Genomic DNA, 15,239 nt, shown 5'->3' with positions numbered 1-15,239 from the left:
CCCTTGGATCGGGAGCTGCGGGGCCGCTGGTGGTGGTGTGCCTGCCTACTCGCCGCGGTGGCGGGCGTGGGTGGCGATGTAGTCGGCCGCGGCACGCTGCAGTTTGCGCTCCTTGGCGAGCTGGCGGCGCAGCCTGGTGAGTTCATCGCTGACCCGGGCCTGCTCGGCGGCGATGGCCCGCTGCTCGGCAGCCTGCTCGTGGACGGCGCGGAGCGCCTCGGCGAGCTGGAGCTGCTGCTCGGCGAGCAGCCGCTGGGTCTGGACCAGCAGGGGCACGATGTCAGCGTCGTCGGCGCGGGCCTCGGCCACCAGGGTCCGGGCCCGGAGCCGGGCACCTTCGCGCTCGTTCCTGGCCTCCCCTTCAGCGGACGGACGGTGGTCCTGGCCGAGTCGGGCGGCGTCCGGGAAGCGTGATTCGGCGGTCCGCTGCCGGCTGAGGACCTCGATGAACTCACGGTCCAGGTCGACGATGCCGGTGGCCGGCTCGTCCGTGGCGGAGCCCGCGTCCCGGCCGGCGACGACGGCGTGGGCTGCTGCCCCGGCGTCGACGTCGGCGCCCGAACCGGTGACGGACGCGGAGGCCGCGGCGGCCGCCGACGACTCCGGCTGGAGATCCACCGTGCGGCGCAGCGGCTTCTCTTTGATGAACAGCACGGCGATCAGGGCGACCACACCGATGATGGCCGAGATCAGGAAGATCTCCGCGGTGGCGTCACCGTAGGCGGCGCGCATGATGTCGCGGATCCGCGGCGGCAGGTCCTTGAGGTCCATGCTGGCCCCGGCCGAGCCGCCCTTGACCGGAATCCCGGCGGCGGCCAGGCCCTCGGTGGCGAGGGTTTTGACGCGGTTGCCCAGGACGGCGCCGAGCACCGAGACACCCGCGGCGCCGCCGACCGAGCGGAAGAACGCAACCGAGGCGCTGGCGGTACCGATGTCGGTGGCCCGGACGGTGTTCTGCACGGCCAGCACGAGGTTCTGCATCAGCAGGCCCAGGCCAAGGCCCAGCACGGCGGTGTAGATGCCGGTCAGCCAGAGCTCGGTGGTGTGGTCGATGGTGCCGGCGAGGCCGAGGCCGCCGATCAGCAGGATGGAGCCGGCGATCAGGTAGCGCTTCCACTTGCCGGTGCGGCTGATCAGCTGGCCGGAGAGCACTGAGCCGATGAGGTTGCCGGCGATCATGGGAAGGGTCAGCAGGCCGGCCTCGGTGGGGCTGGCGCCGCGGGCCACCTGGAAGTACTGGCCGAGGAATGCGGAGGAGCCGAACATGGCGACGCCCACGGCCACGGAGGCCAGGATGGAGAGCGCGGTGGTGCGCTCGGAGATGATCTTGAGCGGGATGATGGGCTGCGCCACACGGGACTCGACCAGGACCAGCAGGCCAAGGAGGACGATGCCGCCGCCCACCATCGCGGCGGTCTGCCAGGACCACCAGTCGTAGTAGTCCGGGTTGCCGGCGAAGGATACCCAGATCAGCAGGAGGCTGACGCCGGAGGTCAGCAGGATGGAGCCGAGCCAGTCGATCTTGGCCGGGCGCTTGACGTGCGGCAGCTTCAGGGTGATCTGGAGCAGGATCAGGGCGATGACGGCCAGGGGCACGCAGACGAAGAACGTCCAGCGCCAGCCGAGCGGGCTGTCCACGATGAACCCGCCAAGGAGCGGGCCGCCGGCGGTGCCGACCGCCATGACGGCGCCCATGTAGCCGGAGTACTTGCCGCGGTCGCGGGGCGGAATCATCGATCCCATGATCGCCTGGGCCAGAGCCGTGAGGCCGCCCATCGCGACGCCCTGGATGACGCGGGCCGTCAGCAGCAGCGGAATGGTCTCCGAAAGACCGGCCATGACCGAGCCGGCCACGAAAATCACGATGCTCAGCTGGACCAGGAACTTCTTGTCGAAGAGGTCCGCCAGCTTGCCCCAGATGGGGGTGGTGGCGGCGTTGGCCAGGAGCGCGGCGGTGATGACCCAGGCGAAGTCGGTCTGGGTGCCCTTGAGCTCGGACATGATGGTGGGCAGCGCGTTGGCGACGATGGTGCTGCTGATGATGGCGGTGAAGAACGCCGCGAGCAGGCCGGTCAGGGCTTCCATGATCTGCCGGTGGCTCATGGCCACCTGGGGTGCCGGGTGCGGGTTCGGGGTGGGTGCCGGGGGAATTCCGGCGGCGGCAGCGTGGCTGGCCATTGATTTACTCCTCAACAAAGGTGGTCGTGTCGGTGGATCCGGCCGTCTTTGCCCGGGCTGAACTCCGTAGGGATTCAGCTAGTTTTTTCAGGGTGCGTGCGGTCTCTTCGACGTCGTCCTCGCTCCAGTCCTGCAGGAAGACCTGCAGGGCGGCTGCACGCTGCGCCTCGATGGAACGGAGTTTCTCGATCCCGGACGGCGAGAGCGCGATCAGCTGCGCCCGGCCGTCCTCGGGGTCGGGCCGTCGGACCACGTAGCCGTGGTCGACCAGTTCGGCGAGGTGCCGGCTGAGCACGGGAGCGCTGACGCCGAGCCGCTCCGCAAGCTGCGTGGCCCGGGTTTCGCCCTCCCCCACAAAGCGCAGGACGCCTTGGAGCGCGACGCCGGTTTCGTCGCCGCGGAGGTTCGCCGCAGCAACGCACCGGACGGCGCGTTGGAGGTCAAAGATGTGGTGGACCAGATTGGCCGCAGTAGTCGACGCGACTGACATATGTGGGTACGCCCCCTTATTTGCTTGCCCGAAGCAACAATACCTTAAATTGATTGCTTTGGGAAACTAAGAAGCGGGCAGGAGAGGGTCCGGAAACGCCTCAGGCCCCGAATCCGGGCGGATTCGGGGCCTGAGGCGGACGGGGTGCTGGTGCCTACACGTCCAGGTGGGTGGGCGCGAACATCTTCAGGAGGGTTTCGACGACGACGACGTTGGGGCCGTCAGCAGCGAACCCGGCCGCCAAGGCACCCCCGACATCCTCCGGGGCCACCCGCACGGCCGGGACCCCGAAGGCCTCGGCCAGTTTCACGAAGTCCGGGCGGGCGAGTTCGGTGGCGGTGGCCTTGCCGAAGGCGCCCACCATGTATTCGCGCAGGATGCCATACCCGCCGTCGTCGACGATCAGCCAGGTGACCGGGACGTTGTGCTGCTTGGCGGTGGCCAGCTCGGAGATGGAGTACATGGCCGAGCCGTCGCCGGAGACGGCGAGGACCCGGGCGGACCCGCCGGAGGTGGCCGTGGTCTCCAGGCCTACGGCCCCGCCGATGGCGGCCGGGAAGCCGAAGCCCAGGCCGCCGGCGCCCTGGGCGGAGTGGAACTGGCCCTCGCGGGCGTCCCAGCAGGACCAGCCCCAGTAGGCGGAAATGGTCATGTCCCAGAAGGTCTGCATGTGGGCAGGGACGGCCTCGCGGATGTCGGCCATGAACTTCAGCTCTTTGCCGAGGTCCTGGGATTCCAGGCGTGCCGTGACCTTGCCCAGGGTGTCCTTGACCAGGTCCTCGGGGGTGCTGCCGTGCCAGTCCGCGCGCTCGCCGTGCGGTTCCGTCAGGGCCGCGTCGAGGGCTGCCAGCGCCTGGCCCGCGTCGGCGCGGATACCCAGGCCCGGCCGGTTGGATTCGAGCACCCGGGGTTCGGCGTCGATCTGGATGATCCGGCCGCGCGGTTCGAAGGTGAAGTAGTTGGAGGTGACTTCGCCCAGCGAGGATCCGATGACGATCAGCACGTCCGCGTCCTCGAGCAGCTCGGTCATGTACTGGTCCTCGATCCAGGACTGGAGCGAGAGGTCATGGTTCCAGGGGAAGGCGCCGTTGCCGCCGGGCGTGCAGATCACCGGGGCGCGGAGCTTTTCGGCGATGGACAGCAGGGACTTCTCGGCCCGGCCGCGGCGGGTGCCGCCGCCGGCGATGATGGCCGGGCGCTTGGCCTCCGAGAGCCAGGTGACGGCTTCGCGGACGAGCTCCACGCGGGGCGGGTTGTCTGCGGCTTCGGCGAGCGCGTCCTCCACCGGCGGGACCATGATCGGATCCAGCAGGACGTTCTGCGGGATCTCGAGCCAGACGGGGCCCTGCGGCGAGGAGATGGCCTCGGTCCAGGCGTCCTGGATGGCCGAGGGGATCCCGGAGGCGTGCTGGATCAGCCGCTGGCTCTTGGTGACGTTGGCGGCCGAGGCCTTCTGGTCATCGAGCTGGTGCAGCATGCCCTTGCGCCGCGCGCCCAGGCCTTCGAGCGGAATCTGGCTGGCCACCACCACCATGGGCACCCCGGTGGCGTAGGCCTCCTGCAGTCCGGCCAGGGAGGTCAGGGCGCCGGGGCCGGTGGAGAGGAAGAGGACCCCCACCTCGCCTGTGGCGCGGGAGTAGCCGTCTGCTGCGAAAGCTGAGTTGTTTTCCACCCGCGAGGAGACGAAGTGCAGGTTCCCGCGGCCCATCGCATCGAACAGGCCCAGCGCGTGCTGGCCCGGGATGCCGAAGACGGTTTTGGCGCCGAGCGCCTCGAGGGTCTCGACGACGAGGTCGCCGCCGTTGCGCACGCCGCTCACTGGGCGACTCCGGCTTCGACGGGACGGGCAGCGGGCGCGCTGAAACCTGCCGGACGGCGGGTCTCGCGGCCGAGGGCCTGGGCGGCATAGCCGTTCGGCGCACCGGTCCGGTCGCCGTCGACGGCGTTGTCAGCCATCAGGGTGACCAGTTCGTAGGCGACATGGCTGGCGGCCACCCCAGTGATTTCCGCGTGGTCGTACGCCGGAGCGACCTCGACGACGTCGGCCCCCACCAGGTTCATCCCGCGGAAGCCGCGGATGATCTCCAGCAGCTCGCGGCTGGTGAGGCCGCCGGCTTCCGGGGTTCCGGTGCCCGGGGCGTGGGCGGGGTCGAGGACGTCGATGTCCACGGAGATGTACAGCGGGCGGTTGCCGATCCGGTCGCGGACCTTGGCCACGGTTTCCAGGACGCCCTGGTAGTAGACGTCGGCGGAGGTGACGATCCCGAAGCCGAAACGGTGGTCGTCGTCGAGGTCCTTCTTGCCGTACAGCGGGCCGCGGGTGCCGATGTGGCTGATCGCCTCGGTGTCCAGGATGCCTTCCTCGACGGCACGCCGGAACGGGGTGCCGTGGGTGTATTCGGCGCCGAAGTACGTGTCCCAGGTGTCCAGGTGGGCGTCGAAGTGGAGCATGGCCACGGGGGCGCCGGCACGTTCGGCGGCGGCGCGCAGCAGCGGCAGGGCGATGGTGTGGTCCCCGCCCAGGGTCAGCAGCTTGCTGCCGGCGGCGGTGAGGTCCAGGGCGTTCTGCTGGATGGTCTCGATGGCCTCGTTGATGTTGAACGGGTTGACGGCCATGTCCCCGGCGTCGGCAACCTGGATGTTCTCGAACGGGCTGACGTCCCAGGCCGGGTTGTAGGGCCGGAGCAGACGGCTGGCCTCACGGACGTGGTTGGCGCCGAAACGCGCGCCGGGACGGTAGGAGACCCCCGAGTCGAACGGGACGCCGACCACCGTGACGTCGGCCTTTGCCACCTGGTCCAGGCGCGGCAGGCGGGCGTAGGTGGCGGCGCCGGCGTAGCGCGGGATGCGGGAGGAATCGATGGGGCCAAGGTTGCCGTTGGCTTCGATGCGCAGCTCTTCCAAGAGGGCGTCTCCTTCGAGGGTTGTCCGACTGGTGTGACTGTCATCATACACTCGAAGTTGCCCGTCGCGCATCAAATGTTTACCTTCTGGCGGCCGGCCCCTACTGGCTGGCGGCGGGGACCAGCACCCAAAGCACCTCGACCGGCTCGTTAGTGGGATTGATCCACGTGTGCGGCTCCCGGCCCGGGAAAGTGACCGTATCGCCGGTTTCCAGCTCGAACTCCTCATTGGTCAGGATCAGCCGGATACTGCCCTTGACCACATGAAGGACGTCGACATCGCAGTCGACGGCGTAGAGCTCGGACTCGCCGCGGCCCTGCGGCTCGATGACGGCCTGGATAATCTGGACCCGGCGCTCGGAGCGCGCAGTGAGGAGCCGTTCGACGATCCCCTCGCCGCCAAGCGAGATCCGGGGACCGTCGCCCTTTTTGGTCAGGTGGGTTTCCGGGGCGGCAAAGAGGTCCCCGATCGAGATGGAGAGCACCTGGCAGAGGGTGACCAGCGAACTCACCGACGGGGAGGTGAGGTCCCGTTCGACCCTGCTGAGGAATCCCTTGGTCAGCCCGGTGGCGTCCGCGACCTGTTCGATGGTGAGCCGCTGCGACTGCCGGGCGGCGCGGATCCTGGAACCGATGGCAACGGGCGCATTGCTCGGTTCTACGGGTAGAGCCTTCATGAGGGAAACCTTTCACGGCCGGCCGCGCGGCCCCAGCGTTGGAGCCAATCCTAACTGGAGACACGCGCTGGAGCGGCAGGCCGGACACGCCGTCGTAACACCTTGACTGTTACCGACGTCACACCCTACTGTTTGGCAACAAGTGTTGCCTATTAGGCAATGAACCGGGTGTTCCCCTCCGGAGCCCTCCGGCACTCTACCGTCAAGCAGCCACGGCGGCCCGCAACGTTGCGGCCCGGCCGGCAGCGCTGCTTCCGAACCGCTCCAAGGAGCCCTCAATGGACGCAAGTTTCGTCAACATCGCCATCGTGGTGGTGTATCTCGTTGCCATGCTGGCCTTCGGCTGGTGGGGCAAGTCCCGCACCAAGAACAACAGCGACTTCCTGGTGGCCGGCCGCCGGCTCGGCCCCTTCCTCTACACGGGCACCATGGCCGCCGTGGTCCTCGGCGGCGCGTCCACGGTTGGCGGTGTGGGGCTGGGCTACAAGTTCGGCATCTCCGGGATGTGGCTGGTGGTCGCGATCGGCGCCGGCGTGCTGCTGCTGAGCCTGCTCTTCGCGGGCACCATCCAGAAGCTGAAGATCTACACCGTGTCCCAGATGCTGAGCCTGCGCTACGGCAGCCGGGCCACACAGACCTCGGGCATCGTGATGCTCGCCTACACGCTGATGCTCTGCGCCACCTCCACCGGCGCCTACGCCACGATCTTCGTGGTCCTCTTCGGCTGGGACCGTTCCCTCGCCATCGCCATCGGCGGCGCGATCGTCCTTGTGTACTCCACCATCGGCGGCATGTGGTCCATCACCCTGGCCGACCAGGTCCAGTTCGTGATCAAGACCGTCGGCATCTTCCTGCTGATGCTCCCCTTCACACTCAACGCCGCCGGCGGCCTCGACGGCATCCGCAGCCGCGTTGACGCCAGCTTCTTCCAGATGGACGGCATCGGCGTCCAGACGATCATCACCTACTTCGTTGTGTACACGCTGGGCCTGCTGATCGGCCAGGACATCTGGCAGCGCGTGTTCACCGCCAAGACGCCGTCGGTCGCCCGCTGGGGCGGCGCCACCGCCGGCGTCTACTGCATCCTCTACGGTGCGGCCGGCGCGCTGATCGGCCTGGGCGCCCGCGTGGCCCTGCCGGCCATCGACGTCAAGGCCCTCGGCAAGGACGTCGTCTACGCCGAGGTCGCGACCAACCTGCTGCCGGTCGGCATCGGCGGCCTGGTGCTGGCCGCGGCCGTGGCCGCCATGATGTCCACCGCTTCCGGCGCCCTGATCGCCGCCGCCACCGTGGCCCGCGCCGACGTCCTGCCATTCGTGGCCGGCTGGTTCGGCAAGAACGTCAACACCGACGACTCGGACAACCCGGAGCACGACGTCAAGGCCAACCGGATCTGGGTCCTGGGACTGGGCGTGGTGGCTATTGTCATCGCCATCATCACCAAGGACGTGGTGGCGGCGCTCACCATCGCCTACGACATCCTGGTCGGCGGCCTGCTGGTCGCCATCCTGGGCGGCCTGCTCTGGAAGCGCGGCACCGGCGCCGGCGCGGCTGCCTCGATGGCCGTCGGCTCGGTGATCACCCTCGGCACCATGATCGTGCTGGAGATCAACGCGGAGGTCCCGCTGGACGGTATTTACGCCAACGAACCGATCTACTACGGCCTGCTGGCCTCCGCGGTGGTCTACGTCGCCGTGTCGCTGCTGACCAGGCCGACCGACGCCGCCGTGATGGCGCACTGGCGGGACCGGGTCGCCGGCGGCGCAACGCCGGAAGAGGACAAGGTTCCGGCCCTGAACCACTAGCAGGGTCCGGCAGCGGCCGGTTTCAGGTTTCGAAGGACGCACGACGGCGGCGCCTCCCCACCGGGGATGCGCCGCCGTCGTGTTCCCTGCCGTCGTGCCACTCGGGGCGGGACCCCGGACAGGGCTACTCCTCCCCCGCGTCCCTGAACTCGTCAGCGTCGACCGGCGGGGTCGGCTGGTCGTCGCCGAGGAAATCGTCCGCGTCCAAGGGGACGAGCCGGTCGGCTTCCTCCAGTAGTTCCTCGTCGTCGGGCTCCGCGGCGCCGACGGGGGCGTCTTCGGCGTAGTCGTAGGCGGGGTCGGATTCGATGGAGTCCCTGGCCGGCTGTGCGGCGTGTGGTCCGGTGCTGTCCATGGTGCAACCTCCGTGGGTCGGGCGGCGGCAGTGCGAGTCGGGCCGCCCGGAGCCTTGCACCGGTCCCGGACAACCACCCGGGCGGGCCCGCCGGAGAACCCGCCCTGGCCTCCATTCGAGCACCGGGGACGGTGGGGGTCAAGGGCCGCCGGGCCCCCGGTAGGCGGTGCTGTGCGGGAGCTGTTTTTACGGGCCGCCGAAACTTTCCGCTGAGGATTGCCAGCCGAAAACCCCCGGAATTACGGGGTACGCTGGAGTCGCAATGGGGCCGCATCATGCCCCATCGAGCCCAGGAGTTTACGTGTCCCAACACGCCCCTTTTGACCAAAACCACGCTACCGCCGCCACCCCGGCGGACATCAAGCGCTGGCGGCAGTACCTTGCCGACGAACGCGCCGAGGCCGCGGTGTACCGCGATCTCGCGCAGAACCGCAGCGGCGAGGAACGCGCCATCCTGCTGGCGCTGGCCGAAGCCGAAGGCCGGCACGAGGCGCACTGGCTGAATCTGCTCGGCGAGCACGCCGGCCGCACCCGTCCCGCCTCGCTCCGCAGCCAGTTCCTTGGTTTCCTGGCCCGGCACTTCGGGTCCGTTTTTGTCCTGGCCCTGGCCCAGCGCGCCGAAAGCCGCTCGCCTTACGCCAACGATCCCTCGGCCACCCCGGCCATGGTCGCGGATGAGCAGATCCATGAGGAAGTGGTCCGCGGCCTGGCCACGCGCGGCCGCAACCGCCTCGCCGGCAGTTTCCGCGCCGCGGTCTTCGGCGCCAACGACGGGCTGGTCAGCAACCTCTCCCTCGTGATGGGTATGGCCGCCTCCGGCGTGGGCAGCTCCGTGGTCCTGCTCAGCGGCGTGGCGGGCCTGCTGGCCGGCGCGCTGTCGATGGGTGCCGGCGAGTTCATCTCCGTGCGCTCCCAGCGTGAGCTGCTGGCCGCGACCCGGCCCACCCAGGTCACCCTGGCCGCCGCGCCGCTGCTGGACCTCGAGCACAACGAACTTGTGCTGGTCTACCTGGCCCGCGGCATGTCCCGGGAGGCAGCGGAGCACCGCGTGGCCGAGCGGATGGGCCTGCTCGACTGCGACTGCGATCCCAGCCTGTCCCTGCGGCCCGAACTCCCGGAGACCGAGGACCAGCACGAGGCCGTCGGCACGGCGTGGAACGCTGCGGCGTCGAGCTTCTGCTTCTTCGCCTCCGGCGCCATCATTCCGATCATTCCGTTCCTGCTGGGCATGACCGGCATCGCCGCCCTGGTGGTCTCCGCCGCCCTGGTGGGCGTCGCGCTGCTGCTCACCGGCGGCGTCGTCGGCCTCCTGTCCGGCACCTCCCCCACCAGCCGGGCGTTCCGCCAGCTCGCCATCGGCCTCGGCGCGGCCGCGGTGACCTACCTGCTTGGCCTGGTGTTCGGCGCGGTGGTCGGCTAGTGGACGACCCCGGGTTGCCGGACTCCGGGTTGCGGGACCGGGGGCCGCGGCACGGCCGCGCCCGCGGTGCCGCCCGCGTGGTCCGGAACCTGGCCGCCGTGGTCCTGATCGCCGGAGCCGCCTTCCTGACGGCAGGGCTGGCGTACGGGGATCCGCGGTTCGTGGGACTGTTCGAGTTCAACGGCGGAGCCGACCACCAGCAGGCCCGTCCCCTGGCGGGCCACCCGACCGCCAGTCAGGCCGGCCGCCACGCCGGCGTCCCTGCCGGCGGGGAACAAATGGCGGTGCCGCCGCCGGGCTTCGAGGAACAAAACCAGCCCCTGGGCCAGCCGCAAACGCCGCCGGTGGACAGCAAGTCCTACAAATTCCTGGCCACCAACGCCGACGGGAGCCCCGTGGGCTACTCCCCCTGCCGGCCCCTGCATTATGTGGTGAACGCCGCCCTGGCCCCCAAGGGCGCCGGCAAACTGGTGGAGAACGCGATCCGGACGGTATCCGAGGCGACCGGGATCAGGTTCATCGACGACGGCGCCACCACCGAGCTGCCGTCGCAGACGCGGGCGCCGTACCAGAAGGAACGGTACGGCGAGCGCTGGGCTCCGCTGCTGATCGCGTGGACCACCCCCGAGCAGGCGCCGCAGCTTAAGGGCACCGTGATCGGAACGGGCGGCAGCACCCATTTCAGCTACGGCGACGGACCCAAGAGCTACGTGACCGGCAGCCTGGAGCTGGACGCGCCGCAGATCGGCGAGGACCTGGGCCGGGCGGACGGCGCGGCCTATGCCACGGCGGTGATCCTGCACGAACTGGGCCATGTCATGGGCCTGGAGCACGTCAGCGACCCCAAGCAGCTCATGTACCCGGAGATCGGTACTCCCGACGGCCTGGCCGCCGGTGACCTGAACGGCCTCTACGCGCTGGGCCACGCCCAGTGCCGCAAGGACCTCTAGGGTTCCAGGACGGCCACTGCCTCCTGGACCGAGTCCACCAGGAAGATCCTGTCCTCCATTCCCCGGCCCGCGGCGAGGCTCTGCAGCAGCGGCCACGCCGGGAATCGCCGCAGCCAGTGCTCCCGCCCCACCAGCACCATGGGCGTGATGGTTTCGGGGGCGGCGTAGTAGTTCTCGCAGGCGTCCTGGAAGATCTCCTGGATGGTCCCGCCGGAGCCGGGCAGGAAGATGATCCCGCCGTTGCAGAGTTCCAGCAGGATCGCCTCCCGGATGGCGTTCGCGAAGTATTTGGCGATGTGCGTGGCGAAGAAGTTGGGTGGTTCGTGCCCGTAGAACCAGGTGGGGATGCCCAGGGACGGAGTGCCGTCCGGATGGCGTTCGACGACGGCGGCCGCCGCCCGCGCCCAGGCGGACACCGAAGGCCGGAAGCCGGGCACGGCGGCGAGGTCCGCCAGGGCCCGCTCGAAGACGGTGTCATCCGCCGCGCTGAGGTACGCGCCGAGGTTTGCGGCTTCCATGGTGCCCGGGCCCCCGCCGGTGGCGACCACCCGGCCGTTCCTGGCCAGGAGCCGGCCGAGCTGCGCCGCCTCGGCGAAGCTGGCCGAGCCGCGGGCCTCGGCGTGGCCGCCCATCACGCCCACCAGGGACCGGCCCCGGCACAGCTCGGAGCGGGTCAGTTCGTCCAGGGCGTCGCCGATCGAATGGTCGTGCAGCGCCGCGGCCAGGGTCGCGTCCAGCCGGTGCCGCTGGCCGGGCCGGATGCTCCACTGGTAGACGCGGGCGTCGAGGGTGTCCTCATACCGGGAGTCGGCGATGCCCGCATAGAGCTCCTGCGGGGTGTACAGCTGGCCGCGGTAGGGGTTGAACGGCACCTCGTCCAGCTTGGGGAAGATCAGCGCGCCGCGGGCGCGCAGGGACTGCTCCACGCCGTCGTCAAAGGTGCAGCCCAGGAAGATCGCTCCCTGCGCTGCCAGGGATTCGAGGGTTGACCGCCGCCCGCGGAGGTCCAGCGATTGCAGATGCCAGCCGTGCATGGTGCGCGCGCCGTCCCGGACCATCCGGTCGAAGGTGTCGAGGCTTTCCACCTCGAGGGTGCGCGGGCTCGGGTGCAGGCTGCGGGCAGCGCTCATCCGGCGCCTCTAGCCCCGGCGGCCGGCGGTGCCGGCGGCGCCGGCGGCGCCAAGGTGGGCGTCGAGCTTGGCCAGGGTCTGTTCCAAGTTGGCGGGGTGGCGGCGGAGGTAGCCGGCCAGGCGGAGGAAGAACTTGCCGCGCACCCCGCGGGCGTCCCACTGCTCGGTGACGGTGGTGCCGGGGATGCCGGCGGCGTCGGTGCCGGGTTCCAGCAGGTACCGCCAGATGTGCCCGTAGAAGTGGCGCCAGGCGATGCGGCGGCCTTCCTCGAATTCGCAGACGGTGTTGAGGATCTTGTAGTCCACGCCGATCTTCATGTCCATCCCGAACTTCGCACCGGGACCCAGCCGCTGCGGGCCCCTGGGCTGGGCGCCCTTGACGGTGTCGGAGCCGTCGATCACGCTGTGCAGGGCGGGGGTGGCGAGCACCTCGAAGATGGCTTCCGGGCTGGCGGCGATGAAGCGGCTGCGGGACACGAGATACCTGTTGTTCATCCGGCAATCCTAGCCCTGCGGAAAATCCGCAGTTGTGATGCAAAATGAGTCATGCAGAATCCAGCACGGCCCGCTGCCGGCCGCCCCCGTATCGGTATCCCGGTGCGCCTGACGAGTTCCTCGAACCCGGATCCGCGGGTGGCCGAGGCCAACGCTCTGTTCGATTACATCGTTGACCTGGTCCGCGACGGCGGCGGCGAGCCCGTGCTGCTCACCGCGGCGGAGGGAACGGAAGGGCTCGACGGCGTGGTGCTCCCCGGCGGCGGCGACCTCGCCCCGGAGCTGTACGGCGAGGAGGCCGGCGGCGCCTGTTACGACGTCAACCCCGGGCAGGATGCCCTGGACATCGCCGTGGCCCGGCAGTCGATCGACGCCGGGCTGCCGGTGCTGGGCATCTGCCGCGGCCACCAGCTGCTGAACGTGCTGTATGGCGGCAGCCTGATCCAGGACATGGACCCGGGGTCCGTGGCGCACCGCGAACCTGCCCCGGCCCACGATGCCGGACCCTGGGCGTGGCACGAGGTCGGGATCGCCGCCGGATCGAAGGTAGCCGGGCTGTACGCGGCCGAACAGGACACCGGAGAACAGCGCCCCGGAGTTCAGGGCACCGGAGTTCAGGGCAGCGGAGCGCCGGCGCTGACCGTCAAGATCGCCTCCGGACACCACCAGGCAGTGGCCCGGGTGGCCAACGGCCTCGTGGTGACGGCCGTGGCGGACGACGGCACCGTGGAGGCGCTCGAGGACCCGGCGCGCTGGGTGGCCTCGGTCCAGTGGCACCCGGAGGCGCGGGAGCTTCCGGCCGGGGAACGGCTGGCGCCGTTCCGGGCCTTTGTGGAGGTCTGCCGGAGCAGCCCCGCGCGTCCGCAGCCGAACTAGAGCCGCTGCAGTTCGGCGTCGTCGTCCCGGACCGCCGTCTCCGGCGCATTGGGGACGGCCGTCTCCGGGGTGCGCGGTGCCTTGCGCGCGGCGGCGGCTGCGAAGGCCATCACGGCCAGGCCCAGCAGGGTGATGCCCGCGCCGGCCCAGATCGGCGAGGTGTAGCCGAGGCCGGCGGTGATGGTCACGCCGCCCATCCAGGCGCCCAGCGCGTTGCCCACGTTGAAGGCGCCGATGTTGGCGCCGGACGCGAGCGTGGGGGCGGTCTCGGCGTACTTCATCACCCGCATCTGCAGGCCGGGCACGGTGGCGAAGCCGAAGCCGCCCAGCAGCACCATGGACGCAATGGTGATCGGCTGGCTGGTCGAGGTCAGCGCGAACACAACCAGCACCACCACCATGGCCGCCAGCACCACCAGCAGGGTGCGGTCCACGTTCCGGTCCGCGGCCCGGCCGCCGACGGTGTTGCCGATGAACAGCCCCACCCCGAAGAGGATCAGCAGCCACGGCACGGTGGAGGCGGCGAAGCCGGTGACCTCGGTGAGGGTGAACGCGATGTAGGTAAACGCCCCGAACATGCCGCCGTAGCCGAGGATGGTCACGGCAATGGAAAGCCAGACCTGGCCGGACCGGAAGGCGCGGAGTTCGCCCCGCAGACCGCCGGCGGCACCGGGCGCCCCCGCCCCGGTCTTGGGCACCAGGGCCAGGATCCCCGCCAAAGCGAGCACCCCAATGCCGGTGATGGCCCAGAACGTGGAGCGCCAGCCGGCGGCCTGGCCGAGCATGGTGCCGAACGGCACGCCCAGCACGTTGGCGGCCGTCAGTCCGGTGAACATAATCGCGATGGCGCCGGCTTTTTTGGAGGGGGCGACCATGCCGGCGGCCACCACCGCGCCGATTCCGAAGAAGGCGCCGTGGGCCAGGGCCGCGATAATCCGGCCCACCATCATCAGCGCATAGTCCGGGGCGAGCGCGGAGACGAGGTTGCCGGCAATGAAGAGGATCATCAGGACCGCGAGCACGGGCTTGCGTTCGAACCGGGTCACGGCGGCGGTCAGGAGCAGCGCCCCGACGACGACGGCGAGCGCGTAGCCGGAGATCAGCCAGCCGGCGACGGCCTCGCTGACGTGGAAGTCCGCCGCCACTTGCGGCAGCAGGCCCATAATGACGAACTCGGTGAGTCCGATTCCGAACCCGCCGAGGGCGAGGGCTATCAGGCCGATGGGCATGGCGATGCTCCTTCAAAACTGTACGGGGGTGTGTGCGAGGCGTAAGCTAGTAGTTGCAGACGCGTTATTTATTGTTGCACACGCAACTATAGCGCGCAAGCAACTATATTTGGCACCCCGCGTCCGCGCCGGACAGCAGGAGCCCGACCTGGAAGGGAGCACAACTGATGGGCATCAAGGACGACGCCGTCGAGGTCCGGGCGCAAGGCTGGCGGACCCTCGCGGCACTGCACGGACTGATCGAGGCGGAGCTGGAGCGCTCCCTGCAGGCCGAGGCGCAGCTCTCCGTGGTTGAATACACGGTCCTGGACGCGCTCAGCCGGCAGGACGGCTGGCATATGCGGATGCAGCAGCTGGCCCGGGCGTCCGCCCTGAGCGCCAGTGCCACCACGCGGCTGGTCAACCGGCTGGAGGAGCGCGGGCTGCTGACCCGGATCCTGTGCGCGGACGACCGCCGCGGGATCTACACCGAGCTCACCCCGAGCGGCATCGCCCTGCTGGACCAGGCCCGGCCGGCCCACGACGCCACGCTGGAGCGCGCACTCGCCCAGGCCCAGGAGGTCCCGGAGCTCGCCGCGCTGGTGGACGCACTCCCCCGGCTGCACGCGCGGGTCTAGCCGGGTCTAACCGGGGGGCAGCAGCCGCCAACCCCTTGGCAAGCGGCACCGGCGGGGGTACGGTTAAACAACCAGAAGGTTGATCAACACATCAGTTGATTACGGAGCTGGTGA

At 69.8% G+C, this 15,239-nt stretch carries 14 protein-coding genes; 5 read left to right on the top strand and 9 right to left on the bottom strand.

Annotated features, from left to right (window positions below):
* Positions 1–45: 45 nt before the first annotated feature.
* The 5 genes from AC1DBE_RS06940 to AC1DBE_RS06920 form a co-directional block, all read right to left on the bottom strand.
* Entirely contained in the window at positions 46–2,103 is a 2,058-nt protein-coding gene (locus AC1DBE_RS06940) for an MFS transporter (RefSeq protein ID WP_476970103.1), read from the bottom strand.
* A 79-nt stretch (positions 2,104–2,182) separates the two neighbouring features.
* Positions 2,183–2,668, bottom strand: a complete 486-nt coding sequence (locus AC1DBE_RS06935; protein ID WP_476878130.1) for a MarR family winged helix-turn-helix transcriptional regulator — start codon at positions 2,666–2,668, stop codon at positions 2,183–2,185.
* A gap of 154 nt (positions 2,669–2,822) precedes the next feature.
* Positions 2,823–4,487, bottom strand: coding sequence for a thiamine pyrophosphate-binding protein (locus AC1DBE_RS06930; RefSeq protein ID WP_476970035.1), 1,665 nt, complete (start codon positions 4,485–4,487; stop codon positions 2,823–2,825).
* Complete coding sequence (speB, locus tag AC1DBE_RS06925) at positions 4,484–5,572, bottom strand: agmatinase (RefSeq protein WP_476970034.1); 1,089 nt, start codon at positions 5,570–5,572, stop codon at positions 4,484–4,486. The genes AC1DBE_RS06930 and speB overlap by 4 nt, the downstream gene beginning before the upstream one ends.
* Before the next feature lie 100 nt (positions 5,573–5,672).
* Entirely contained in the window at positions 5,673–6,248 is a 576-nt protein-coding gene (locus AC1DBE_RS06920; protein ID WP_476903594.1) for a helix-turn-helix domain-containing protein, read from the bottom strand.
* Positions 6,249–6,526: 278 nt separating this feature from the next.
* Between AC1DBE_RS06920 and AC1DBE_RS06915 the strand changes: the two genes are divergently transcribed.
* A complete protein-coding gene (locus AC1DBE_RS06915) occupies positions 6,527–8,053 on the top strand; it encodes a sodium:solute symporter family protein (protein ID WP_476903595.1) in 1,527 nt (508 codons plus the stop codon).
* A 124-nt stretch (positions 8,054–8,177) separates the two neighbouring features.
* Here the strand turns inward: AC1DBE_RS06915 and AC1DBE_RS06910 are convergent, their stop codons facing one another.
* On the bottom strand, positions 8,178–8,408 hold the full coding sequence (locus AC1DBE_RS06910; RefSeq protein ID WP_476878815.1) for a hypothetical protein: 231 nt from the start codon (positions 8,406–8,408) through the stop codon (positions 8,178–8,180).
* A 301-nt stretch (positions 8,409–8,709) separates the two neighbouring features.
* On the opposite strand from AC1DBE_RS06910, the gene AC1DBE_RS06905 reads away from it, so the two are divergent.
* Both AC1DBE_RS06905 and AC1DBE_RS06900 read left to right on the top strand, forming a co-directional pair.
* Complete coding sequence (locus AC1DBE_RS06905; protein WP_476878816.1) at positions 8,710–9,828, top strand: VIT1/CCC1 transporter family protein; 1,119 nt, start codon at positions 8,710–8,712, stop codon at positions 9,826–9,828.
* On the top strand, positions 9,828–10,778 hold the full coding sequence (locus tag AC1DBE_RS06900) for a matrixin family metalloprotease (RefSeq protein ID WP_476878817.1): 951 nt from the start codon (positions 9,828–9,830) through the stop codon (positions 10,776–10,778). The genes AC1DBE_RS06905 and AC1DBE_RS06900 overlap by 1 nt, the downstream gene beginning before the upstream one ends.
* Here the strand turns inward: AC1DBE_RS06900 and AC1DBE_RS06895 are convergent.
* Positions 10,775–11,908, bottom strand: coding sequence for an LOG family protein (locus tag AC1DBE_RS06895; protein WP_476878818.1), 1,134 nt, complete (start codon positions 11,906–11,908; stop codon positions 10,775–10,777). The two genes, AC1DBE_RS06900 and AC1DBE_RS06895, sit on opposite strands and share 4 nt — an antisense overlap.
* A 9-nt stretch (positions 11,909–11,917) precedes the next feature.
* Positions 11,918–12,403 (bottom strand): SRPBCC family protein, encoded by a 486-nt coding sequence (locus AC1DBE_RS06890; protein WP_476970033.1) that lies wholly within the window; start codon positions 12,401–12,403, stop codon positions 11,918–11,920.
* Between the two features lie 51 nt (positions 12,404–12,454).
* Between AC1DBE_RS06890 and AC1DBE_RS06885 the strand changes: the two genes are divergently transcribed.
* Positions 12,455–13,279, top strand: a complete 825-nt coding sequence (locus AC1DBE_RS06885) for a gamma-glutamyl-gamma-aminobutyrate hydrolase family protein (RefSeq protein ID WP_476878820.1) — start codon at positions 12,455–12,457, stop codon at positions 13,277–13,279.
* On the opposite strand, the gene AC1DBE_RS06880 is transcribed toward AC1DBE_RS06885, so the two are convergent.
* Positions 13,276–14,508, bottom strand: coding sequence for an MFS transporter (locus AC1DBE_RS06880; protein WP_476970032.1), 1,233 nt, complete (start codon positions 14,506–14,508; stop codon positions 13,276–13,278). The two genes, AC1DBE_RS06885 and AC1DBE_RS06880, sit on opposite strands and share 4 nt — an antisense overlap.
* Before the next feature lie 167 nt (positions 14,509–14,675).
* On the opposite strand from AC1DBE_RS06880, the gene AC1DBE_RS06875 reads away from it, so the two are divergent.
* Positions 14,676–15,125 (top strand): MarR family winged helix-turn-helix transcriptional regulator, encoded by a 450-nt coding sequence (locus tag AC1DBE_RS06875; protein WP_476903596.1) that lies wholly within the window; start codon positions 14,676–14,678, stop codon positions 15,123–15,125.
* Positions 15,126–15,239 lie beyond the last annotated feature (114 nt).

Source organism: Arthrobacter sp. 10T416, assembly GCF_056394165.1.
The sequence above is the reverse complement of the archived record's forward strand: the minus strand, read 5'-3'. Positions and strand labels throughout refer to the sequence as shown.